The 24305-nt window shown below is 65.3% G+C and carries 22 protein-coding genes and 1 other RNA gene; all 23 read right to left on the reverse strand.

Annotated features, from left to right (window positions below; translation table 11 throughout):
• Positions 1 to 24: 24 nt before the first annotated feature.
• The 23 genes from flhA to rlmM all read right to left on the reverse strand — a co-directional run bounded on the left by flhA (position 25) and on the right by rlmM (position 24304).
• Complete coding sequence (gene flhA, locus F468_RS0108810) at positions 25 to 2136, reverse strand: flagellar biosynthesis protein FlhA (RefSeq protein WP_018139233.1); 2112 nt, start codon at positions 2134 to 2136, stop codon at positions 25 to 27.
• The gene (flhB, locus tag F468_RS0108815) at positions 2136 to 3287 is read right to left on the reverse strand and encodes a flagellar biosynthesis protein FlhB (RefSeq protein WP_018994976.1); all 1152 of its coding nucleotides are present in this window, start codon (positions 3285 to 3287) and stop codon (positions 2136 to 2138) included. The genes flhA and flhB overlap by 1 nt, the downstream gene beginning before the upstream one ends.
• A gap of 1 nt (position 3288) precedes the next feature.
• Complete coding sequence (gene fliR, locus F468_RS0108820) at positions 3289 to 4050, reverse strand: flagellar biosynthetic protein FliR (RefSeq protein ID WP_012982569.1); 762 nt, start codon at positions 4048 to 4050, stop codon at positions 3289 to 3291.
• A gap of 18 nt (positions 4051 to 4068) precedes the next feature.
• Positions 4069 to 4338, reverse strand: coding sequence for a flagellar biosynthesis protein FliQ (fliQ, locus tag F468_RS0108825; RefSeq protein ID WP_012982568.1), 270 nt, complete (start codon positions 4336 to 4338; stop codon positions 4069 to 4071).
• Between the two features lie 11 nt (positions 4339 to 4349).
• Positions 4350 to 5117 carry a flagellar type III secretion system pore protein FliP gene (fliP, locus tag F468_RS0108830; RefSeq protein ID WP_018139231.1) on the reverse strand — a complete coding sequence of 256 codons (768 nt, stop codon included), beginning with the start codon at positions 5115 to 5117 and terminating at the stop codon, positions 4350 to 4352.
• Positions 5117 to 5560 (reverse strand): flagellar biosynthetic protein FliO, encoded by a 444-nt coding sequence (gene fliO, locus F468_RS0108835; protein ID WP_018139230.1) that lies wholly within the window; start codon positions 5558 to 5560, stop codon positions 5117 to 5119. The genes fliP and fliO overlap by 1 nt, the downstream gene beginning before the upstream one ends.
• Before the next feature lie 3 nt (positions 5561 to 5563).
• A complete protein-coding gene (fliN, locus tag F468_RS0108840; protein WP_018139229.1) occupies positions 5564 to 6163 on the reverse strand; it encodes a flagellar motor switch protein FliN in 600 nt (199 codons plus the stop codon).
• A gap of 12 nt (positions 6164 to 6175) precedes the next feature.
• Positions 6176 to 7150, reverse strand: a complete 975-nt coding sequence (fliM, locus tag F468_RS0108845; RefSeq protein WP_018139228.1) for a flagellar motor switch protein FliM — start codon at positions 7148 to 7150, stop codon at positions 6176 to 6178.
• An 8-nt stretch (positions 7151 to 7158) separates the two neighbouring features.
• Positions 7159 to 7647, reverse strand: a complete 489-nt coding sequence (gene fliL / locus F468_RS0108850) for a flagellar basal body-associated protein FliL (RefSeq protein ID WP_018994977.1) — start codon at positions 7645 to 7647, stop codon at positions 7159 to 7161.
• Positions 7648 to 7936: 289 nt separating this feature from the next.
• A complete protein-coding gene (locus tag F468_RS0108855; protein ID WP_018994978.1) occupies positions 7937 to 9022 on the reverse strand; it encodes a flagellar hook-length control protein FliK in 1086 nt (361 codons plus the stop codon).
• 64 nt (positions 9023 to 9086) lie between these two features.
• Entirely contained in the window at positions 9087 to 9539 is a 453-nt protein-coding gene (locus F468_RS0108860; protein ID WP_026296515.1) for a flagellar export protein FliJ, read from the reverse strand.
• Between the two features lies 1 nt (position 9540).
• Positions 9541 to 10917, reverse strand: coding sequence for a FliI/YscN family ATPase (locus F468_RS0108865; RefSeq protein ID WP_018174305.1), 1377 nt, complete (start codon positions 10915 to 10917; stop codon positions 9541 to 9543).
• The gene (locus tag F468_RS0108870) at positions 10914 to 11615 is read right to left on the reverse strand and encodes a FliH/SctL family protein (protein ID WP_018139223.1); all 702 of its coding nucleotides are present in this window, start codon (positions 11613 to 11615) and stop codon (positions 10914 to 10916) included. Before F468_RS0108870 ends, F468_RS0108865 begins: the two co-directional genes overlap by 4 nt.
• Positions 11612 to 12628: a flagellar motor switch protein FliG gene (fliG, locus tag F468_RS0108875; protein WP_018139222.1), complete on the reverse strand. Its 1017-nt coding sequence runs from the start codon at positions 12626 to 12628 to the stop codon at positions 11612 to 11614. The genes F468_RS0108870 and fliG overlap by 4 nt, the downstream gene beginning before the upstream one ends.
• Complete coding sequence (gene fliF, locus F468_RS0108880) at positions 12615 to 14273, reverse strand: flagellar basal-body MS-ring/collar protein FliF (protein ID WP_018139221.1); 1659 nt, start codon at positions 14271 to 14273, stop codon at positions 12615 to 12617. The genes fliG and fliF overlap by 14 nt, the downstream gene beginning before the upstream one ends.
• Positions 14274 to 14302: 29 nt before the next feature.
• Positions 14303 to 14632 carry a flagellar hook-basal body complex protein FliE gene (gene fliE / locus F468_RS0108885; RefSeq protein WP_018139220.1) on the reverse strand — a complete coding sequence of 110 codons (330 nt, stop codon included), beginning with the start codon at positions 14630 to 14632 and terminating at the stop codon, positions 14303 to 14305.
• Between the two features lie 121 nt (positions 14633 to 14753).
• Positions 14754 to 16127 carry a sigma-54-dependent Fis family transcriptional regulator gene (locus F468_RS0108890; protein ID WP_026296516.1) on the reverse strand — a complete coding sequence of 458 codons (1374 nt, stop codon included), beginning with the start codon at positions 16125 to 16127 and terminating at the stop codon, positions 14754 to 14756.
• A 185-nt stretch (positions 16128 to 16312) separates the two neighbouring features.
• Complete coding sequence (locus tag F468_RS0108895; protein WP_018994980.1) at positions 16313 to 17704, reverse strand: sigma-54-dependent Fis family transcriptional regulator; 1392 nt, start codon at positions 17702 to 17704, stop codon at positions 16313 to 16315.
• Between the two features lie 86 nt (positions 17705 to 17790).
• Complete coding sequence (locus F468_RS0108900; protein ID WP_018174302.1) at positions 17791 to 18324, reverse strand: PilZ domain-containing protein; 534 nt, start codon at positions 18322 to 18324, stop codon at positions 17791 to 17793.
• A 70-nt stretch (positions 18325 to 18394) separates the two neighbouring features.
• Positions 18395 to 22270, reverse strand: coding sequence for a phosphoribosylformylglycinamidine synthase (gene purL / locus F468_RS0108905; RefSeq protein ID WP_018994981.1), 3876 nt, complete (start codon positions 22268 to 22270; stop codon positions 18395 to 18397).
• 86 nt (positions 22271 to 22356) lie between these two features.
• Complete coding sequence (locus F468_RS0108910; protein WP_018994982.1) at positions 22357 to 22776, reverse strand: secondary thiamine-phosphate synthase enzyme YjbQ; 420 nt, start codon at positions 22774 to 22776, stop codon at positions 22357 to 22359.
• A gap of 54 nt (positions 22777 to 22830) precedes the next feature.
• Positions 22831 to 23191, reverse strand: a transfer-messenger RNA (tmRNA) gene (gene ssrA / locus F468_RS14215).
• A gap of 18 nt (positions 23192 to 23209) precedes the next feature.
• Positions 23210 to 24304: a 23S rRNA (cytidine(2498)-2'-O)-methyltransferase RlmM gene (gene rlmM, locus F468_RS0108915; protein WP_018994983.1), complete on the reverse strand. Its 1095-nt coding sequence runs from the start codon at positions 24302 to 24304 to the stop codon at positions 23210 to 23212.
• Between the last annotated feature and the right edge of the window lies 1 nt (position 24305).

Raw genomic sequence — 24305 nt, forward strand, 5'->3', positions numbered from 1 at the left:
CGTATCCGATCGCTACTGTTCGTCTCAGGCACCTGTGGGCGTTGCCTGCCGGGCCGAGTCTTCCTGGCCCACCGTGGCCACCACGCGGATCCGCCGGTTATCGGGGATCTCGGTAAAGGCCAGCACCGCCAGGCTGCGCACGGCTCCGCGGAGCCACCCGGCAATCCAGGAGCGGATCTCCGGGGCCACCACCAGGATGGCCGGCTGCCCGCTGGCTTCCTGGCGCTGGGCCGCCTCGGACACCGACCGCTGCAGGCGTTCCGCCAGGCCCGGTTCCAGCCCCACGGTCTCGCCATTACTGCCCTGAAGAGACTTATGCAAAAGCTGTTCCAACGAGGGATCGAGCGCGATCAATGGCAGCTCATCGTCCGGTCCCACAAGGTCCTGCACGATCGAGCGCGACAGCGAGACACGCACGGCCGCAGTCAAAACGCCGGGATCCTGACTCTTCACGCCCTCCTCTGCCAGGGTTTCGGCGATCGTGCGCAGGTCGCGGATCGAGACCTGCTCGGCCAGCAGGTTCTGCAGCACCTTCAGGATTACCGACAGCGAGAGTGTCTTCGGCACCAGATTCTCGACCAGCTTCGGCGAATGCCGTGCCAGCTGGTCCAGCAGATGCTGGGCCTCTTCGTGACCAATCAGGCGATGGGCGTTCTCGCGGAAGACCTGCGACAGATGCGTGGCGATCACGGTGGAACAGTCGACCACGGTGTAGCCGGCGCCCTGCGCCTGATCGCGATCCGCCGGATCGATCCACAAGGCGTCCAGATTGAAGGTCGGATCCTTGGTCGGCGTGCCCGGAACGGTGCCGAACACCTCGCCCGGATTGATCGCCAGCTCGCGATCGGGGAAGACCTCGGCCTCCGCCACCGTGACACCCAGCAGGGAGATGCGATAGGCATTCGGACTCAGTTCCAGGTTGTCGCGGATATGGACCGGTTGCAGCAGGAACCCCAGCTCCTGGGAGAGCTTGCGGCGCACACCCTTGATCCGACCCATCAGCTGACCGTCCTGGGTGCGATCCACCAGCGGGATCAGACGATAGCCGACTTCCAGGGAGACGAGGTCGATCGGCGGCACGTCGTCCCAGGTGAGATCGCGATTTTCCGGACTGGTGTCCGCCGCTTCGTCAGGCACGCGCTCCACCTCCACGGCCTGCTCGCGCTCGCGCCGCTGCATCAGGTAGGCCGATCCGATGGCCAGCGAGGCGAGACCCAGGAATACGGCATTGGGCATACCCGGCACCAGCCCCAGCGCGGCGATCACGCCACCCGCCACGTACAGCACGCGCGGGTTGGAGAACATCTGCCCGAACACCTGCTGGCCCATGTCCTGGGTGCTGGAGACACGGGTCACGATGATCGCGGTGGCCGAGGACAGCACCAGCGACGGGATCTGCGCGACCAGACCATCGCCAATGGTCAGCAGCACGTAGTTCGTCGCGGCGTCGCCCATCGACATGCCGTGCTGCAGCGTGCCGATGGTCAGGCCGCCAATGATGTTCACGAACAGGATGAGAATCCCGGCGATTGCGTCCCCGCGCACGAACTTCGAGGCACCGTCCATCGAGCCGTAGAAGTCCGCCTCGCTGGCGATCTCCTCGCGGCGCTTGCGCGCCTCTTCCTGGGTCAGAATTCCGGCATTCAGGTCGGCGTCGATCGCCATCTGCTTGCCCGGCATGGAATCCAGGGTGAACCGGGCGCTGACCTCGGAGACACGCCCCGCGCCCTTGGTCACCACCACGAAGTTGATGATGATCAGGATGGCGAACACCACCAGACCGACGGTGTAGTTGCCGCCCACGACGAAATCGCCAAAGGCCTGGATGACCTGGCCCGCGGCGTCAGTGCCGGTATGCCCCTCCAGCAGGATCACGCGCGTGGAGGCCACGTTCAGCGCCAGGCGCAGCAAGGTGGCGACCAGCAGCACGGTCGGGAAGACCGCGAACTCCAGCGGCCGCGGCGTGTAGACCGCGACCATGATCACGACCAGCGACAACGCAATGTTGAAGGTGAACAGGACGTCCAGGGCGATGGGCGGCAGCGGCAGCACCATCATCGAGAGCATCGCGATCAGCAGGATCGGCGCCCCCAGGCCCCACTTGCCGACAGTCCCCAGGCGGTCGAAGAAGGCCATTAGCGGTTCCTCCGACGGCCGCGCGGCTGCTGCGGATCGAGATAGTCTTCCGGCACCGGCAGGTCATCCGGCATCGCGACGTCTGCATCCGAGCGCTTCAGCTGATAGACGTAGGCGAGGATGCGCGCGACTGCGACGAACAGCCCGTTCGGGATCTCCTGGTTCAGATCCGTGGTGAAGTAGATTGCACGCGCCACCCGGGGTGCCTCGACGCGAATGATTTTGTGTTCGTCCGCGACCGCGCGGATCGACGCCGCGACCTCGTCCACGCCCTTCGCCACGAGCTTCGGCGCAGCCATGCGCGAGGCCTCGTAGGTAATCGCTACCGCGTAGTGGGTCGGGTTGGTGATGACCACGTCGGCCTTCGGGACTTCCTCCATCATCCGGCGCTGCGCCATCTCCTGCTGCAGCTGCCGGATTTTCTGCTTGACCTCCGGCTTGCCGTCGGTCTCCTTGTACTCGTCCTTCAGCTCCTGGCGCGTCATGCGCAGCTGCTTCTGGTGGTTCCACATCTGGAACGGCGCGTCGATCGCGGCCACCAGGATCAGTGCGGCCGAGACCGCCACGAACGTCCCCAGCGCCAGCTGCGCCGCGTGCGCGATCGCTTGCTCAAGGGGCTCGTAGCCGAGCATCAGCAGGCGATCCGAAAAGGCCCACAACACCGACATCGCGACACCCGCGATGAGCACGAACTTGGCGAAGGTCTTGCCAAACTCCATCAAACCCTGCCACGAAAAAATGCGCTTGAGACCCTTGAGCGGGTTCAGCTTGGAGGCCTTGGGTTTCGCCGCCTGCCAGGAGAAGTTGGCGCCGCCGATCAGGATGGGCGCCAGTACCGCCGCGACCATCAGCACGCCAAAAAGCGGCAGCAGCGTGCGCAACGTCATAAAGATCTGTTCCGACAGATACGGCAGCAGCAGCGAGCTGTCATAGGCCAGATCACGCTCGATGTCGAAGCGCCCGGCCGTCTGTTCGGCCAGCTGCCCGCCCATCGTCGGGCCGAAGAACGTCATGAACCCGCCGGCCGCCATCAGCACGAGGAAGGTCGACAGCTCCCGCGAACGCGGGACCTGACCCTTCTCCTTCGCCTCGCGCAGGCGTTTCGGAGTCGGTTGTTCGGTTTTCTCTTGTCCGCTCTCGTTCTCGGCCATCCTAGAACCCCAGCATCGCTTGCATCAGGCCAAAGCCGTCGAACAACAGATCCCCAAGTCGCTCCGGCAACCCGGGCATGGTCAGCATCAGCAGGATGAAGCCCATCAGGATCATCATCGGAAAGCCCACCGCGAAGATGTTCAGCTGCGGCGAGGCCCGGGTAATCACCCCCATCGACAGGTTGACCAGCAGCAGCGAGGCCACCGCCGGGATCGCAACCAGCACGGCCCCCTGGAACATGACACTGCCAAACGCGATCAGCGACGCCAGCGCCTCGGCATCCAGCCCCGAGGGGGCGACCGGCAGCGTCTCGAAGCTGGTCAGAAGCAGCTCGAGCGCGATCAGATGCCCATTCATTGCCAGGAAGATCAACGTGGCCATAATCACGAAGATCGTGGAGACCACCGGCACCTGCACGCCCTGCGCCGGATCCACGATCGAGGCGAAACCAAGACCCATCGACAGTGCGATCACCTCGCCGGCCTGCGTCAGTGCGGAAAAGACCATCTGCAGGATGAAGCCCATCACCAGACCGATCAGGATCTGGTGCACGGTCACCACTACCCCCTCGATGCTGATCGGGTCCACCGCCGGCAGCGCCGGCCCCTGCATGGCCACGAAGATCGCCAGCACCAGGGCAAACAGGATGCGCACCGTCGCGGTGAGCTGATCACCGCCGAACACCGGCATCACCAGGAGCATCGCCCCAATGCGGGCAAACGGCCACATGACCGCCCCCACCCACACGAGGATCTGCTCCATGGCGAGGTTCACGGCTGCCTACCCCACCATGCCCGGCGCGGCATCATAGAGTCGCTCCGTGTATTCGATGATCAGCGCCAGCATCCAGTGCCCGGAGATCAGCAAGGCGGCAAACATCGCCAGCAGCTTGGGGATGAAGGACAGCGTCATCTCCTGGATCTGGGTCGCGGCCTGCAGCATCCCGATCGCCAGGCCCACGGCCAGGGCCGTCAGCAGCGGCGGCGCGGCCAGCAGGACCACGACCGTGAGCGTCTCGCGCCCGACATCAACCACCATTTCGGGTGTCATCGCGTATCCCCCTAAACGAAGAAGCTGGTGGCAAGCGTGTTCATCATCAGCGCCCAGCCATCGACGAGGACGAACAGCATCACCTTGAACGGCAGCGAGATGATCAGCGGCGACAGCATGACCATCCCCATCGACATCAGGACGGACGCCACCACCAGGTCGATAATCAGGAACGGAATCAGGATTAGGAATCCGATCTGGAAGGCCGTCTTCAGTTCGCTGGTTACGAAAGCCGGCACCAGCAGGCGCAACGGGATGTCATCAGCGTCATCGAATCCGTCGATGCCGTTGATCTCGGCAAACATGCGGATATCGCTCTCGCGGGTGTGCGCGAGCATGAACTCGCGAAGGGGCTGCACACCGGCCTGCAGGACTTCTTCGGTCCCCATCTCCTCGTTCATGTACGGGACCACGGCGCTCTCGTAGATCTCGTCGAATACGGGTGCCATCACGAACAGGGTGAGGAAGAACGCCAGGCCAATGAGGATCTGGTTCGAGGGGGTCTGCGTCGTCCCAAGCCCCTGGCGCAGGATCGCCAGCACCACGAGGATGCGGGTAAACGCCGTCATCATGATCAGCGCCGCCGGCAACAACGTCAGCAGCGTCATCAGCAGCAGGATCTGCAGGGTGACGGAATAGGTCTCGCCGCCCTCGCCGTCGGTGGTCACCGTCAGCGCCTCGATCCCCTCGCCGCCGAACTGACCCCAGGCCAGCCCCGGAAGCAGCAACAGCGCCAGCGCCAGAACGGCGCGCGGCAGGTACCTGAGCCGACCCGCCATCACGACCGCTCGCCTCCCGCCTCGCGCCGACCCGAGACGGCTCGGCGCAGCGCACTGGAGAAGTCAGGCGTCGTTGCCTCCTCGACGCTGACCGGCTCCCGCAGCGTGTGCAGGGTCCGCATCCCCGAGGGTGCGACCCCGATCAGGACCTGCTCCTCCCCTACCTGGACCAGCATCAGGCGCTCGCGCGTCCCCACCGAGCGCACCGCCACCAGCTCGATGGTCTGCGAACCCCGGCTCAGGCCACCCTGTGTCCGGCGAAGAATCCAGCCCAGAACGACGATCGCGATGATCACGATGACCAGCCCGCCGATCATCTGCGTCAGGTGGGCGGCGGCCGAGATCCCGCCGTTCGCCTCCTCGGCGAGGCCAATCGCAGGCCAGAGCCCCCCTGTGCCGGTCAGTCCGAGGACTGCCAGCCAATGTGCAAATCGTAGTTTCATCAGTTACTTGAGCTTGCGAATGCGTTCACTGGGGCTGATCACGTCAGTCAGCCGTATGCCGAACTTCTCGTTGACCACGACCACCTCGCCATGCGCGATGAGCGTCCCGTTCACGAGCACATCCAACGCCTCCCCCGCGAGTCGGTCGAGCTCCACCACCGACCCCTGGTTCAACTGCAGCAGATTGCGAATGGGGATGCGGCTGCGACCGATCTCCATCGAGATGGTGACCGGCACATCCAGCACCATCTGCAGATTAATGTCCTCGGCCGACATGCCGGCCGACGCCGCCAGTTCCTCCGGCTTGAGCGGTTCGGCCTCCGGATCGGGCTTGTGCTTGCGCTCCCTTTTCTCCGCTCCCATCAGGGGATCGGCCGATTCACTTCCGCTACTGCTGGCCTGGGCCTGATTCAACAGCTCGTCCGGATCGGCGGCCGGCTCACCGTCGGTGTCCTTCTGCTCGGCCAGCGCTGCGGCCCATTCGTCCGCCAGGGCGTCCTGGTCCTCTTCGGATTCCCCTTCGGCTGCCTCCGTGGTCACGTCACTGTCCTCACTGGAAGCCAGGCTCTCGTCGTCTTTCTTGTTGTCTTCGGTGTCTGCCATGGGTGCAGCCCTCTATCGCTTGATAATGCGATCCGTCACCTGGATCGCATTCTTGCCATCGGATACGCCAAACTTCCCACGAAACAGCGGGATATCTTCGACTCTCAAGGTAACGGTCTCGGGGAGATTGATCGGGATGATGTCGCCCGGCTGGATGTCGAGCAGCTCCTGCACCGTCACTTCGGTCTCGGTCAGGGTGGAGCTCACCTCGACTTCCGCGTCCTGAATCTCTTCTTCCAGCGCCTTCATCCAGCGTTGATCCACGTCGGACCGGTCCGATTGCAGCCCGGTATCCAGCTGCTCGCGGATCGGCTCGATCATCGAGTACGGCAAGGTGAAATGCAGATTGCCGCCGCCACCATCGAGCTCGATATGGAACTCGCTGATCACGACGATCTCGGTGGGCGAGACGATATTGGCGAACTGCGGGTTCACCTCCGAGTTCAGGAACTCGAAGCGCAGATCCATCACCGGCTGCCAGGCCTTGACCATGTCCTCGAATGCGCCTTCGAGGATGCCGTGGACCACGCGCATCTCCATCGGCGTGAAATCCCGTCCCTCGATGCGCGTGTGGTAGCGACCGTCGCCACCAAAGAAGTTGTCGACCAGGATGAACACCAGCTTCGGGTCGAACACGAACAGACCAGTCCCGTGCAGCGGATGCGCCCGCACCAGGTTCAGGCTGGTCGGCACGAACAAGGAGTGCATGTACTCCGAGAACTTCGAGACCCGAGTGCCGACCACGGAGAGCTCCGCAGAGCGACGCAGCATATTGAACAGGCGTACCCGGAGGTGTCGTGCAAAGCGCTCGTTGATCATCTCCAGCGTGGGCATCCGCCCACGCACGATCCGATCCTGCGTCGCGAAGTTGAACTCGCGGGCCTCTCCGTCATTCGGAAACGGGTCATCCGTTTCGATATCGCCGTCATCGACCCCATGAAGGAGGGCGTCGATCTCGTCCTGGCTGAGGATGTCCGTTTGCGCCATGGTTCTGCCTACTGCATGACCAGTTCGTTAAAGCGCACCGCTTCCACATCATGTGGTGCGTCCCGCTCCTCAAGGATCTCGGCGATCGCCTCGCGCAGCTCCTCGGCAAGCGATTCCTTCCCGTCACGCGTATTGAGGTCGTCGTAGTGTTTCTCTCCAAGCAGGCCCAGCACATCGTTGCGAACGGCCGGCATATGCCGCTCCAGTGCTTCAATCACCTCGGGGTCGGTTGTCACGACGCTTAGCTCGAGCCGGAGATAGCGAATGCGTCCGGGCCCATCAATGTTCACGGTCATCGGCTCCAGTCCGTGATAGTGGCGCTCGGCAGGGCCTTCTTCACCGGTCTCTTCCTCGCCACCGCCGGACAAGAAAAACCACGCAGCCGCCGCGCCGGCCCCGGCGAACACGAGCACCAGTAAAATGACAATCCAGAGCAGCCCCTTCTTGCCCTTATTGCCGGCGCCTTCTTCACCCAGTTCGACTTCTTTCTCGGCCATTTCCTACCCTCGAGATTCGTGAATCCGTCCATGTTGACGGCACGGGATCGCGCTGACTATTGCCTGAACTCATAGCAAAGGCAGTGCCAAGATTGGTTTACGTAATATTTTCCGACACTTAAGAAGGGGAAAAGAGAACTCTGGAGGGGTGCAACCGGGAAAGAACAAGGGGATCGTCAAGATTCAGCCGCCCCGAACCCGGCAGAAGACGGGATCTTGGCGGCACACAAACCGGGGATGGGAACGACCGGGCGGGTTTACGCACCCGGTCTTTTGCAAACGGACTTACTCAGGCGAAGAGGTCAAGGCGGCGGTTCAGAATCGAAAGGGTGCTACCCGTAGCCTGCTCGCCTTCGGCTTCGGACTCATCGGCCTCGCGCCCGGCCCGCTGCCCGTCAGCCAATTCCTGCTGACCTTCACGCTCTTCGGCCGCCTGATCGGACACGGTCGCATCCTCGAGCGTAAGGCCGCTCTGGGCGAGACTCTCGCGCAGCCGAGGCATCGCCGCCTCCAGAACCTCGCGGGTCACCGGATTTGCACTGATGAACTGGACGGTGGCTCGATCACCGTCCACGTTCAGGCGGACATCGAGTGTCCCCAGCTGCGGCGGGTGCAGCTTGATCTCGGTACGGCCGCCCTGGGCACGCGCCAGCATGCGGATCTGGTCCGTCAGCTCGCGCTCACCACCCGGCTGCAGCAGCCGAGCCAGGTCCAGGCGCAACGAGCTGCGTGAACCCTCGCTGCCTTCCGCAGCCTGTACATGCGCCGGCAGAATGCCGGCCAGAGGTTCCGCGCGTCCCTGCGCCCTTTGCGTATCAGTCCCCTGGGACATCCATTGCGCCAGCAGCTCCAGAACATTCTCGCGCGAAAGGCGGCTGTTCGGACCGAGCAGCTCGGTGCCCGCCCCGCCGCCTGAAGCAGCCGAGCCCTGGCTGGACTCGAGGAACAGCCGCATGACCGCTGCAGGCAACGGCTTGATCTCGCGCGCGCCACCGTTGCCTTCGCCGCGCTCCATACGTGCAACGGTCGGACCAGGGCGATCATCCACTGCCGTCATGAGCGCGGCCAGCGGCAAATCCTTGCCGCCCGATTCCACCTCGACGGCCAGTTCGCCTCCGTCCATCAGGGCTTGCAAGCGGGCCAGCATGCCCTCCAGATCGAGCCCTTCAAGCTCCTCTTCACCCACGCCCAGATCGGCCAGCAGCGCCTCGAGCTGCGGCTGAAGAATATCGAGGAAACCCTCGCCTTCTGCGGTTTTCAGGTCCTTCAACCCTTCGAGGCCTTCGAGCGCCTGAAGGTCCTTGAGGTCACTGCCACCCCCCAACAACTGCAGCAGCGGCATCATCCCCTGACCGGCATTGCCTGTCGCGATCATCAATGGATCCTCTGAGTCATTGCCCGGCTCGTACGCCTTTGATGGGCATTCCTGGTCAGCTCATTCAAGATTCTTGCCAGTCGTTGTTCGTCTCCTGCGTGCGCGTGTGCACCTGCCGTGTCGCCCACATGTCCTGCTCATGCTGGCGACGGCGATCGGCCTCCCGCTCCTGTTCTGCAATGCGGCGCTCCAGGAGCTTTTCCAGGGACATCACCGCCCGGTGGCGGAGCAGCCACTCCTGGCGTGCCTGCTCCGCCTGGGCGCCTGCGGCCTGCGCGCGAAGGTCTTGCTGTTCCAGTGCATGCCGCAGCTGATCCCGCATCCCGGAAAGCCACTTGAGCTGATTCGTGTCATCGGGCAGTGGCGCCCGGAGATACTCGAGCTGATAGCCCTCCAGCTGGGTCCGCTGGGTCTCGACCGCGTCCAGTTGCTGCAACCGCGCCCCCAGTTGACGCGTGGCTTCACTCTCTTCGATGCGTCGCAGACGCAGAAGACGTTCCAAGCGCCGAGAATCCATTTCAGGCGCCCCCGATCAAGGCCAGCAGTTCGTCGCGGGCCTGATCAAACCCAACCGCCTCGTCGCGACCCTGCCCAAGGTAGGCCTCCAGCCGCTCGTGCATCGCCACCGCTTCATCCAGATGCGGATCCGCTCCCCTGCGGTAGGCGCCCACGGCGATCAGGTCGCGGTTGCGCATGTAGGTCGAGGCGAGATCCCGGAATCGCCGGGCCGCCTGCTCGTGCTCCGGCGTGATCAGCGCGCTCATCACTCGCGAGACCGACGCCGACACGTCGATCGCGGGATAGCGTCCGGTCTCCGCGATCTCGCGCGACAGGACCACGTGCCCGTCGAGGATCGCACGCGCCGCATCCACAATCGGGTCGTTCTGGTCATCGCCCTCGGCGAGCACCGTATAGAACGCCGTGATCGAACCACCGCCCACATCCCCGTTGCCGGCCCGCTCCACCAGTTGCGGCAGACGCGCGAACACCGAGGCGGCGTAGCCCTTCGAGGCCGGTGGCTCGCCAATCGCCATCGCGATCTCGCGCGCCCCCTGGGCAAAACGCGTGAGCGAATCCATCAACAGCAGTACATTGAGCCCCCGGTCGCGGAACGACTCCGCCACCGTCGTGGCTACCCAGGCCCCGTGCTGGCGAAGCAGCGGCGACTGGTCGGCGGGCACTGCCACGACCACGGTGCGCTGGCGTGACTCCTCATCCAGGATCTCGTGGATAAATTCATTTACTTCGCGCCCACGCTCACCGATCAGCCCGACCACGATCACATCGGCATCAGTGTTGCGTGTCATCATCCCGAGCAGAACGCTCTTCCCGACACCGGACCCGGCGAACAGGCCCAGCCGCTGCCCACGGCCGACCGACAGCAGGCCGTTGATCGAGCGAATCCCGACATCCAGCGGTTCCCGCACCGGAGCCCGCTGTAGCGGGTTGATCGGCCGCCCCGACAGCGGACTGTGGTCACGCGCGCGCAAGGGCCCTTTGCCATCCAGCGGCTGGCCATTGGCATCGATCACGCGCCCGAGCAGCGCGTCCCCGACCGGGATCTCGCGTTGGATATCGAGTGGTTCGATGCGCGCACCGGGCGTCAGGCCCGAGGCAAGCTCCTCCGGCATCAGAAAGGTGCGGTCGTTCTGGAACCCCACCACCTCGGCCGGGACGGCCGCGCCATTCTCGCCGTGGATCAGCGCCCGGCCACCCATCGGAAGGCGCAACCCCTCGGCCTCGAAGGTCAGGCCCGTCAGCCGCGACAGGCGGCCTTCGGACTGTGGCGGTTGCACGCGCTCCAGCCGGCCACGCGACTGCTGCAGACGATCCAGAAGCCCGGTGGTCAGTTGCTCTTGCCCACGCTTGCGCAGGGTATCGAGGGGCGAGCTCATGAATCGTCCCCCGATACCGAAGTATCCTCGGGCGCCGTCGAACGGGCAGGCTCAGCCAGATCGCCCCAGACCGCCTCGACCGCCTGTTGCAGGCGGCGCTCCAGCGAGGCGTCCACAGACGCCGCGCCCGACTCGACGCGGCAGCCACCCCGAACAAGGTTCGTATCCGCGACCCAGCGCACCCGCGTATCCAGCGACTGGACATACTCTTCCAGCAGGTTGCGGTCATCCGGGTGCACATGCACCCGCACTTCCTGATTCCGCCCAGGCAGTTGTGCCAAGGCCTGATGCAATACCTGTTCGATCAGTTCCGGTCGGGTCTCCAGCTCGGCAGACAGCACTTTGCGGGCCAGGGCGACGGTCAACGCCAGCAGCTCCGGCTCCAGCTGGTCGGCTGCTTCGGCCAACGGGTCGGTCAGCCCACCCGCCAGTGACTCCAGTCTGGCGACCGTCTCGCGCAGCTGCTTGTCCGACTTTGCCCGCGCGGCCTTCTCGGCCTCCTGTTTCCCGACCTCGTGGCCTTCGGCGTATCCGGCCTCGAAGCCATTCTGACGTGCCTGTTCCTCGATCGCCTCGATCTCGGCGGCCGTGGGCAGTCGTCGGGGCGGCCGCAGGCCTTCATCGCCAATCTCTGGCGGTTCCCAAACCGACGCGTCGGGGTCATGGACCCGCACCTGGGCGCCGGGACGGGATGTCACAACATCGCCTCGCTACCCTGCCCGCCGAGCACGATCTCGCCGTTCTCGGCGAGGCGACGGGCCACCGCCAGGATCTCCTTCTGCGCCGCCTCGACCTCGCTCACGCGGACCGGGCCCTTGGCCTCCAGATCCTCACGCAGCATCTCGGCCGCACGCTTCGACATATTGCGGAAAATCTTGTCCTGGAGCTCCTCTTCGGCGCCCTTCATGGCCAGCACCAACGAGTCTGTCGAGATCTCGCGCAACAGGGTCTGGATGCCGCGATCGTCGATATCCACCAGGTTCTCGAAGACGAACATCTCTTCTTCGATCCGCCCGCCAAGGTCCGAATCGGACTCCTTGATGGATTCCATGATCTCGGCCTCGCGCGACCCTTCCATCAGATTCATGATGTTGGCCGCCGTGCGAACCCCACCCAGCATCGAGGTCTTGCTGGCGGCATTCCCCGAAAGCTGACGATCGAGGATTTCATCCAGCTCCTGCAGCGCCTGCGGCTGGATGCCGTCCAGCGTCGCGATTCGCATCACGACGTCCGTCTGCACGCGGGTAGGCAGGTATTGCAGCGTGTCCGATGCCTGATCGGAATCCAGGTGCGACAGGACGATCGCGACGATCTGTGGGTGTTCGTTACGCAGCATGTCGGCGATCGCGCGCGGGTCCAGCCACTTAAGGGCCTCGATCCCCTTGGAATTGCGCCCCAGCAGGATCCGGTCGATGACGCCCGAGGCCTTCTCGCCAAGGGCGTTCTCCAGCACGCTGCGCACGTACTCGTCCGCACCTACGCCGAGCGCCGTTTGCTCCTGCACATGCGCGGAAAACTCGTGCAGCGCGGAGTCCACATCCGCGCGCGAGATGCGGTCCATCGAGGCCATCGCGGTCCCGATCTTCTGGACCTCTTTGGGCCCCATATGGCGCATGACCTCGGCGGCGGCATCCTCGCCGAGACTCATCATGAACACCGCGGCGCGTTCCGCGCCATCGAGCTTCTTGGGTTGCTTGTCAACGGCCATCATCACCCAACCAGGTCTTCATTACCTGCGCCACGCGCTTCGGATCCTCGCGCACCATCTCGCGTACCGCCTCGAGATCCATCTCCTGCTGATCGGGCCCCTTGGGGCCCGTCAGTGCGGCCACGGCCGACTGCGAGCCCGCCGGCGCACCGGGACTATCTTCGTCCGACTGGTCCGTCAGCGCCCTTTGCTGGTCGGCCCGCGGATCACGCGGCGGGCTTGCCATCAGCTGCTTGAGCGCCGGGCGAACCACCGTGAGCAACAGAATCAACGCCAACAACAGGCCTGCGCCGATCTTGACCATCTCGAGGAACCACGACTGAGACCAGAACGGCACCTCGTCTTCGATCATTTCTTCCGCCGGGGCCTCAAAGGGCGCCGTCACGACGTTCAGCGTATCGCCTCGGGCCTCCGAGAATCCAACCGCTTCTCGCACCAGCGCTTCGATCCTTTCCAGCTCCTCCGCATCGCGCGCCACGCTCTCGCTGGCTCCGTCCTCGCCCAGCTGCTCACGGAAGTCCACCACGACCGCGGTGGACACCCGGCGGATACCGCCCGGCGCCTCGCGGATATGGTTGATGCGTCGATCGACCTCGTAGTTACGCGTAACGTTGGCGCTGCGGCTCGTCGGCAGCGGCGCCGGGGCCACCTCACCCTCAGCGCCCTCAACCGCCCCGCCCTCCGGCGGCTGATTGGTCAGGGCGCCGGGGACTCCCGCCGGCCCACCATCCATCCCGGTGCGCTCGTCCTCGCGCGTCTGCTCCGAACGCAGGGCGATGGTCTCGGGATCGTAGAGCTCCTCGGTGCGTTCCACCTGCGAGAAATCGATATCGGCATTGACCTGGACACGCACCTTGTCCGAACCCACGATCGGCGCCAGCAGATCGTGGATGCGCTCGGCGTAGCGTTGTTCGACCTCGCGCGAGAACGACAGGCGGTCACTGCTGGCCATGCCGCCACGATCGGCCCCATCCTGCGTCAACAGGCGGCCACGCTGATCGACCACCGTCACCCGCTCCGCCTCGAGCTCCGAGGTGCTGGAGGCCACCAGATGCACGACCGCGGCCACCTGCGACTCGGAAAGCGAGCGACCACCCCGGAGATGAACAACCACGGAGGCAGTGGCCGGGCGGCGATCGCGCACGAATACCGACTGTTCGGCCTGCGCGATATGCACGCGTGCCCGTTCGACTGCGTCCAGAGACGCAACGGTGCGCGCCAGCTCGCCCTCCATCGCGCGATGAAAGCGCGCCCCCTCCACCATACGGCTGGTACCCAGCCCGGTGTCTTCCTGCAGCAGCTCGAAGCCCACATCGCCCGAGCGCGGCAGGCCTTCCGATGCCAGCTGCAGTCGCGCCTCGGCCAGATCCCCCTGGGGCACCTTCACTTGTCCGGTCGTGGCATCCACCTGGTATGAAATACCGGCCTGGGACAGCGCCTGCACGACTTCCGCTGCCTCCTCGCTTTCCATGCGCGGAAACAGCGGCACATACGTCGGCCGGAAGGCCCAGTACAGTACCGCCACAATCACCACGATCGCGCCGGCGAGCATGCCCAGAAGCGCAAGCTGACGCCCCGCCGGCATGCCATTGAACTCGCGGATACCACCCGTGATTACGGTCGGCAGGGATTGTGCGTTCTCGGCCATGAGTACTTATTCTCCGTGCGGTCCGCGCATCAGACCTGCATCCGCATGATTTCCTGATACGCATTCAGGAGCCGGTTGCGTACCTGGTTCGTGGCCTCGAACGCGATGCTCGACTTGTTCATTGCCACCATGACCTGGGGCAGGCTGACGTTCTCGTCGCCCAGCTCGAAGCGAGTCTGTAGATCGGTCGCACTCTGCTGAACATCATTCACCCCGCGCAGCGAGTCGCGCAGCACGTTCTGGAAATCCGCCCCGCCGACCTTGCCCGGCTGCTGCGCGGGATTGGTGCCTTCCACGCCCGAGCTCTGCGTCAGCTGGCGCATCTGGGCCAGAACGTTCTGAATCTGCATCTCGCTCATGATTCGACTCCCCTATTCGCCATCCACGCCCACGTGTGCGTGTCTTACCCTTCGCGCCAATGCCCGATGTGGTCTGTTGGCGTCGAAACAGCACGAAGCAAAGGCCGTGCCAGTGGTCTCACTAGTGACTCGACGAAGGCACCGCGAAGCCCGATTCCCGCAACCGAGCAATCTTGTAACGCAATGTTCTGGGGCTGATTCCCAGACGTTCCGCGGCCTCCTTGCGGCGCCCGCCCGACTCGCGCAGGACATTGAGAATCACCCGACTCTCCTGTGTCTGCAGGGTCTGTTCCAGCATGGGCGTCGAGTTCTCGTCGACCGAGTCGCGGTCATCCGGGTCCGAAGCGTCCGATGGCCGACACTCGTGCGTGCCCCAGGGCATCAGCATGTCCAGGTCCAGCCAGATCGCTTCGACACCGATAACGGGTCCGCGCGCCGCATCGTGCAGCGTCACCGCACGTTCCATCACATTGGCCAGCTCACGCACATTGCCCGGCCAGTCGTGCTCGACCAGCCGTTTCCGGGCAGACGCATCGAGATCGGTCAAGGCATTGCTGCTCAACCGGCGCAGCAGGGTGCGCGCCAGCGGCACGATATCCTCCGGACGCTCGCGCAACGGCGGGATCCAGACAGGAAAGACATTCAGGCGGTAGTAGAGGTCGTCGCGCAGCACCCCTTCCGCCAGTGCCTCGCGCAGGTCACGGTTCGAGGTCGCGATCACCCGCACGTCCACACGGCGGGCCTGCCGGCCGCCCAGTGGCTCTACCTCGCGTTCCTGCAGCACCCGTAGCAGCTTGGCCTGCAGGTTCACCGGGATCTCCGTGACTTCGTCAAGCAGCAGCGTACCGCCGTGGGCCTGGGCGAACTTCCCGGGCCGCGCCTCCAGCGCCCCGGTGAACGCCCCCTTCGCATGCCCGAACAGCAGGGCCTCCAGCATGGTCTCCGGCAGTGCCGCGCAGTTGACGGCCTCGAACGGGCCGTTCGCACGTGGTGAACGGGCGTGCACCTGGCGCGCCAGCACCTCCTTGCCAACGCCTGATTCGCCGGTGACGAATACCGTCGCCGGGCTTGCGGCGATCCTCGAGACAAAGGCGTCCAACAACTGCATTGAGGCGCTCTGTGCCACCATCCGCGGAACCACAATGCTGGGCGACGGCCTGGCCACCGAACGCAGCCATTCAGCCATGGACTCGGCCATCTCGGGAAGGGCGAAATGCGCGGCCAAGCCTTCACGCAAGGCCCCGATCTCGGCGTCCTGCGTGGCGTCGTGCCCGACCGCGGCGACCGGCATCCGCGCCCCCAACTCAGCCCAGTGGCCCGGGGCATCCCTGCGCGCCACCAAAACCGCACGAGGGCGATGCGTATCCAGTGCGACCGGTAGCGCCTCGCTCCGGCAAGATTCCAGCCGCACGCGCGGGATCGTCGCCAATACGCGGACCACCGCCTCGCGCAGCGCGGGTTCCGCATCGACTAGGAGAATGGTCGCTCTGGACATATACCGGTTCCTCGGAAGTTCAGGAGGCAACCAGCAAGAACCAAGCCAGAAAGAAGAAACGAAATAACTACAGTTACTTAACAAGGGGTCCGGATGCGCGTCGTCAAATCCTCGTCGGGCGTTCCGGTATCAACGCGGCCCCCACCTGACGGCTTCCCGACGATGCTGGGCCAAGGGGCAGAACCTCAGGCCTTGCCCAATCCGAACTTGCGCATACGCTCGACCAGGGTGGTGCGGCGCATACCGAGCCGGCGCGCCGCACGGGCGACGACCTGCCCGGTTTCGTTCAGCGCCGTGACGATCATTTCGCGCTCCAGGTCATTCAGATAGCCGCGCAGGTCCACACCTTCCGGGGGCAACCCCTCGCGGGCCAGACCCAATGCCCCATTCGGCGCGCTGCCGGCCTGTCCATTCGCATCGCTCTGCGGCGGCATGGTCAGGTCTTCGATGCCCTCCGGGCGGACCCGCGGAGGGAGCTGCCCGAGGTCCACTGGCAGGTCCGGATACATGATGGCCAACTGCTCGAGCAGGTTTGCCAGTTCGCGGATGTTGCCCTTCCACGGCAGCTGGCTCAAGTGCGCCATCACGGCCGGGGTCAGGTGGGCCGGAGTCATACCCTGCTCTCGCAACCGATCCTCCAGCGCAGCCACCAGGGACGGGATGTCGCTCGCGCGCTCGCGCAACGGGGGTAGCTCGATGGGGAATACATTGAGCCGGAAGAACAGATCCTGACGGAAACTGCCCTCGGTCACCGCGTCATCCAGATTGCGATGCGTGGCCGCGATGATCCGTGCATTGGTGGTGGAGATCGACTTGTTGGAACCAACGCGTTCGAACACGCGCTCCTGCAGGACACGCAGCAGTTTGACCTGCATCGGCAACGGCATGTCCCCGATCTCGTCGAGGAACAGCGTCCCGTCGCCGGCCAGTTCGAAGCGGCCCGTACGCGCGGTGAAGGCACCCGTAAAGGCCCCCTTCTCGTGCCCGAACAACTCGCTTTCGAGAAGATCCGCCGGGATTGCGCCGCAGTTGACGGCGACGAAGGGCTTGTCCGCACGATCGGAGGCCGCGTGGATCGCCCGCGCAATGACCTCCTTGCCGGACCCGGTTTCGCCCAGAATCAGCGCCGTGGCATCGGTACGGGCCACCTGTGCGACCAGGCGCTTGACCGCCAGCATCGTCGGATGCACCCCCACCAGGCCCGGCATGTCGTCATGCCCGGGCTCGCGGCCGTACCGCAGCCACTGCAAGACCTGGCTCACCTGGGCAATCGACAACGGGTGCTCCACCACGCAACCCGAACCCGGGGCGCTGACCTTCTCGCCATCGGTGGGCTGCACGACCACGGTCGTCTGCCCGTTGAGTCCCTCGAACAGGCGCTGGTCCAGCTCCGCGGCCGGGCCGCACCACCACACCGCTGCGGCGTCGGAACCCTGGTCGATCAGGGCTTCGGGGGATTGATGGGATTCGGTTTCACAGCCGAGACAGGACAGAATCGCCTGCGTGTCGCGGGCAGCGCCTGGTTCACCGGTGAGAGCAATCCGTAGTTCCTGGCTGCGTCCATTCAGATCCGTCATACCGGCCACCGCTCGTAGACTGAGTTGACTCATGCAGGGTCCAAAGCCGACCCATACAAAGGTGTGATGAGCGTCTCAGTATCCGGCTAGTTGTGACCGGCGTCAACTTTCTGTCGTTTGTCGGCAATCTCGCGCCGATGGAGGCGAAAAATCCAGCGTCCAAGGGCCTCTCTGAGGGTGTCTTCCATGCCCATCCACCGCATCAGCTGTACGTCTCCAGCCGTTGTCGGACTCTCGACACCCAGCACGCAAGGCTGCGGCAACAGCCGGCTGAGATAGATCTCCAGACGATCACAGTCCTCGGGTACAGTGCCCGCTGGCAGTACAATCCCGTGGCGCGACAAGGTCGCCTCCACGGGTGCCGGACGCTCCGGGTGCAGCGATTCGGCCACCAGATGCAGCAGCAGGTCCAGCTTGTGCTCCAGGCGCTGGATCTCGGGTGCGGTCTCGTCCTCGTGCGGGATCGAGCGCGGGTGAGTGTCGTCGAACAGGTCCAGGCTTTCGATCAGGCGCTGTGCGAGCCCCGGGTCCGTCAAGGCGCGCTCCGATGGGCCGACCGCGAGCGCACTGCTCACTCGCAGATCATCCCCCAGGTACTCGCTCCATTCGCTCGCCGTCATCGGACCTCCTGATTTACCGGCAGGGTGCGTTCCCGCCGCTTGCGCGGTTTGTACAGACGCTTATAGACGATCAGGCCACGAACACACGCGCGTTACGGAACAACCGCATCCAGGGGCCGTCTTCACCCCAGTCCTGTGGGTGCCAGCTGTGCTGCACGGTCCGGAACACCCGTTCCGGGTGCGGCATCATGATCGTGGCACGGCCGTCCTGCGAAGTGAAACCGGTGGCGCCGCCCGGGGAGCCATTGGGGTTCGCCGGGTAGTGGGTGGCCGGCGTGTCGTCCGCCTCCACGTAGCGCAGCGCCGCCTGGTCGTGCAACGGGACCTCGTCCCGATAGTGCACGCGGCCCTCCCCGTGCGAGACCACCACGGGCAGCAGGGATCCACCCATACCGTCCAGCAGGACCGAGGGGCCCGGCTCCACCCGGACCAGTGACAACCGGGCCTCGAACTGCTCCGAGCGATTACGCACAAAGCGCGGCCAGTGATCCGCCCCGGGAATCAGCGGGGCCAGATGGGACAGCATCTGGCAGCCATTGCAGACCCCAAGCGTAAAGCTGTCGGCGCGGTCGAAGAAGGCCTGAAACTGATCGCGCAACGCCGCGTGGTTCAGGATGGTCTGGGCCCAGCCGCCCCCGGCGCCGAGCACATCCCCGTAGGAAAATCCGCCACAGACCGCGAGGCCCTGCATCTCGTCCAGCGCCCTCCGTCCCGAGAGCAGGTCCGTCATGTGGACATCCACCGGCTGAAACCCCGCACGCTCGAATGCCGCCGCCATCTCCAGCTGGCCGTTCACCCCCTGCTCGCGCAGAATCGCCACGCGCGGCCGCTCGCCGGTCGCGATCATGGGCGCGGCGATATCCTCCGCCGGGTCGAACCCCAGGCGCGCGGTCAGGCCGCCATCGTTGTCGACACGCGAGAACTCCTCTTCGGCACACTCCGGGTCGTCGCGCAGCCGCTGCATCGCGGCCGAGGTTGCCTGCCAGTCGCCCTGCAACTGCGCCCGCGTGGTCTCCAGCAAATCCTTCGGTCCCTGGCGCACGAGCACGCGGTCATCCGCGCGCACGGTCGCGACCCGGTGCAGGTGCGCGCCCAGGCCCACGGCGTTCAGCCCGTCACGCAGCGCCGCCTCGGCCCCCGGGGCCAGCTGCACGACCGCGCCCAGTTCCTCGTTGAACAACCACTCCTGTGCACGGTGATCGTCGGGCACCGTGACCTCCAGCCCGCAACGACCGGCGAAAGCCATCTCCGCAAGCGTCGTGAACAGGCCGCCATCGGACCGATCGTGGTACGCGGCCAGCAAACCCTTGCGGCGTAGCCCCGTGATCACATCAAAGAAGCCGCGCAGGCGCGCCACATCGACCAGATCCGGTGTCTCGCACCCGATATGACCCCAGGCCTGGGCCAGCGCCGAGCCGCCCATGCGCGTGTTCCCCTCGCCCAGGTCAATGAGCCACAGGGTCGAGTCCGCACCCGGATTCAGCTCGGGCGTCACGCTGCGCCGGACGTCGGCGACCGGGGCAAAGCCCGAGACGATCAGCGAGACCGGGGAATACATGTCCCGCGCCTCGCCATCGGCGGTCTCCCAGACCGTACGCATCGACAGCGAATCCTTGCCCACCGGGATGGAGATACCCAGGCCCGGGCAGACATCCTCGGCCACCGCGCGCACGGTATCGAACAGGTTGGCGTCCTCGCCGGAGACACCGGCGGCGGCCATCCAGTTGGCCGACAGCCGAATCATCTCGGTACTGTCGATATCGGCGGCGGCCATATTGGTCACGACCTCGCCAATGGCCATGCGCCCCGAGGCGGGGCCGGAGAGGATCGCCAGCGGCGTGCGCTCGCCCATGGCCATCGCCTCGCCGGTATAGCCCTCGAAGTCGGTCAGCGTGACCGCGCAGTCGGCCACCGGCACCTGCCACGGGCCCACCATCTGGTCGCGCGCGACCAGTCCGCCCACGCTGCGATCACCGATCGTGATCAGGAAGTGCTTGGCCGCTACCGCAGGTACCTGCAGCACGCGGCGGACCGCCTCTTCCAGCGGGCAAGCGCCCGCGTCAAAATCGGTGGCCGGCGGTGCCGTGCGATGGTCCTCGCGCGTCATGCGCGGCGTCTTGCCGAGCAGCATGCCCATCGGCATGTCCACGGGCGACTCGTGGAACAGCCGGTCCTCGACCTTCAGGTGGCCTTCCTCGGTGGCGCGGCCGACCACCGCGAACGGCGCCCGCTCGCGCTCGGCCAGCATGCGGAAGGTCTCCAGTCGGGCGTCGTCCACGGCCAGCACGTAGCGTTCCTGCGCCTCGTTGCACCACAGCTCCATCGGCGACAGGCCCGGCTCGGCGGTCGGGACCTCCCGCATCTCGATCACGCCGCCGCGCCCGGCATCGTCGAGGATCTCGGGAATGGCGTTGGACAGTCCACCCGCACCCACGTCATGGATCGAACGGATCGGGTTCTGCACCCCCAGCGCGGTGCAGCGATCGATCACCTCCTGACAGCGCCGTTCCATCTCCGGATTGCCACGCTGCACGGAGGCGAAATCAAGCTGCTCCGCACTGGCGCCACTGGCCATCGACGACGCCGCCCCGCCACCCAGGCCGATCAGCATCGCGGGCCCGCCCAGCACTACGATCGGCGTGCCCGGGGGCACATCCTGCTTGTGCACGTGTTCGCCGCGGATCGACCCCAGGCCGCCGGCCAGCATGATCGGCTTGTGGTAGCCGTACAGGGCCTCGCTTCCGTCCGGGCGCGGAAGCGTCATCTCGAAGGTGCGGAAGTATCCGGCCAGCGCCGGGCGGCCGAACTCGTTGTTGAATGCAGCGGCGCCAATCGGGCCGTCGAGCATGATCTGGCGCGCGCTCTCGATCCGTTGCGGACGTCCGAAGTCACGCTCCCACGGCTGCGGCAACTCCGGAATCTGGAGATTGGATACGGTAAAGCCGGTCAGCCCCGCCTTGGGCTTGGAGCCCTGGCCGGTGGCCCCCTCGTCGCGGATCTCGCCGCCCGAGCCTGTGGCGGCACCAGGGAACGGCGAGATCGCGGTCGGGTGGTTGTGGGTTTCCACCTTCATCAGGATCGGCAGATCCAGCGATTCGCGCTGATACTCGCCGCTGATCGCATCCGGCATCAGGCGGATGCCCGCATGCCCGGCGATCACCGAGGCGTTGTCGCTGTAGGCCGACAGCACACGCTCCGGATGCTTCTGGTGGGTACTGCGGATCATCCCGAACAGCGTGCGCTCGTCCGCCTCGCCATCCAGGATCCAGGCGGCGTTGAAGATCTTGTGGCGGCAGTGTTCGGAGTTCGCCTGGGCGAACATCATCAGTTCGGCATCGGTGGGCGCGCGCCCGAGCCCCGCGTACCCATCCGCGAGATATTCGATCTCGTCCGGCGAGAGCGCCAACCCCAGATCGACATTGGCGGCTTCCAGCGCCCGGCGCGGGTCGTCGCCCAGCTCTACTCGGCCCAGCGAGCGCGGCGTCTCGGACCGGAACAGCCGCGCGGCCTCCGCCGGATCCTCGATCACGGTCTCGGTCATCCGGTCGTGGAGCACATCGCCCAGCGCCTCGAGGGCTGCGCCTTTGGCCCCCTGCCCGCCGATCTGCCAGTGGATGCCGCGCTCGATCCGCACGACGGCCTCCTCGAGGCCGGCGTGGTGTGCGATCTCGGTGGCCTTGGACGACCACGGGCTGATCGTGCCGAACCGCGGGATCACCACCAGTTCGCGCTGGATCTCGAAGTCCGGCGCGCGCCAGGCCTCGCCCTCGGACAACAGGCGGTCCAGGATCGCGTCTTCTTCCGCCGTCAGGCGGCGCCGGGGCTCGATGAAATACACAAACCGCGCCGCGAGCGGACCCGCGTCAGGGACACTCGCCCGCAGGCCGGCTTCCAGTGCCTGCAACCGAAATGGCGAGACGGCGATACCCCCTTCCACAAACCGCATTGCGCTTCCTCGATACCCGGAGATGACAAAGGCTGCGCATTGTACCGGACCCGGCGCCGGGCCGGGACCGCCGCCCGCCTACTGGATCACTCTCCGTGGACCGTTACGGTCAGCGTGCGCGTGTGCGCGGCGTAGCGGTGCTCCCACAGAAACAGGCCCTGCCAGGTACCCAGGACCAGCCGGCCCATCCCGACCGGGACGGTCAGGTCATTGTGGGTCAGCATCGCGCGGGCATGGGCGGCCATGTCGTCGTCGCCTTCCATGTCATGCCGATAGACCGGATCGCCGTCCGGGGCCATGCGCGCGATCAGGGTCTCCAGATCATGGCGCACATCGGGATCGGCGTTTTCGGTCACCAACAACGAGGCACTGGTGTGGTGCTGAAAGACATGGCAGGTACCGGTAGTGATCCCGCTGGCGGCCACGATCTCGTCGATCTGGCGCGTGATGTTGATCGTGCCCCGCCCCTCGGTGCGTACGCGAAAGCTGTCCTGATGCACGGCCATACCCGGCTCCCCAACAAAAAAGCGCCCGAAGGCGCTTGATTGGACTTGCTAATTTGGTGGAGGCGGCGGGAATCGAACCCGCGTCCGCAGGCCCTCCGCCTTCGGCTCTACATGCTTATTCTGTCTTTCAGTTTAACCAGCCGCTACCCGACAGGCAGGGAAAACAACTGGCGATCCCGGTTTTGTTTTAATGGATCCACGCCGGGCGCGCTTCACCACGAGCTTGTGAGAGTCGACGCCCGATACTGGACGCACAAGCACGGCTCCAGTCGGACGGCATCTACCGGTTTTTAAGCGGCGAGTGCGTAGTTGTCGTCGTTGGCAACTATTTTTTTGCAGTGATTTTTACGAGGCTCACCACATCCTCGGCATGCACCTCAGGTTTCGCGACCCGCGTCGAATCCAAGTCGCCCCCTTGCAGTACACAGACAGTCTACCGCGCCAAGGGTTCCCCGACCAGACGAATATGCACGGTGACCTCCTCCCGATCGTGATACAGCTGTCGTGCCCGGACCTCATAAGCCAGCCCCGCGTCGCTCAGCCGTTCATCCAGGTGTTCCAGACAGTCCCGCACGGTCTGCCAGCGTTTCTTCATCGGCAGTTTCAGGTTGAAGATCGCCTCGCGGCACCACTGTCTTTCCAGCCAGTCCCCCATGCGGGCCGCAACACGTGCCGGCTTGTCCACAATATCGCAGACCAGCCAGATCACCGGATTCGGCGGCTCCCAGACAAAGGCATCCTCGCGGTGATGCTCCACCTGGGTGGTCGCCATCAGCCGCTCGTCCATCGGTCCGTTGTCCACGGCATGCACATGCATCCCGCGCCGCACCAGCTGCCAGGTCCAGCCGCCCGGAGCGGCCCCCAGATCCACGGCCTGCATGCCCTCGGCCAGTCGCTCCGGCCACTGCTCCGCCGGGATAAATGTGTGCCAGGCCTCTTCCAGCTTCAGCGCGGAGCGGCTGGGCGCGTCGGACGCCGCCCGCAGGCGCGGCTTGCCCTCCGGCCAGTCGCTGCGTTCTCCCGGCCTGGAGAACGCAATCTGTACCCGGTCGCCAGCGGACCAGAACAGGTGCGCCCGCAACCCGGCCGCATCCGGGACCAGCAGGCCGCGCTTGCGCAACACGGCCTGCAAGGGTCGATCCAGGGCGCGCGCCAGCCGAACCAGTGACTGGCCCTCGTTGGTGTCCGGGCACTCGTGCCACAGCGAGTCGAAACAGATCCCCGTCAACTGAAGCTGATCCAGGATCGGCGTCACTCGATCCTCTCGGCTCAGCCGTTCCAGTGGGTGCAGCGCCACCAGCCGCTGCCGGGCAAAAATCAATTCATCCAGCGGCAGTGCCGCGGCCAGCCCCACAAGATCGCCATCCGCCGGGACAAAGCGTACAAATCCGGTATCGGGCTTCGCGCGCGGATAGGCGGCCATACCCGCCTCTGCCGCCCGCTCCGTCAGCTCGGCAATCAGGTCGGGCTCGAAGCCCGGGCGGCAGTAAAACAGCAGTTCGGACGCCGTCGCCTCGATCGCCACCATG

It is taken from the genome of Thioalkalivibrio sp. ALJ2, assembly GCF_000378325.1.
Lineage (GTDB): Bacteria > Pseudomonadota > Gammaproteobacteria > Ectothiorhodospirales > Ectothiorhodospiraceae > Thioalkalivibrio.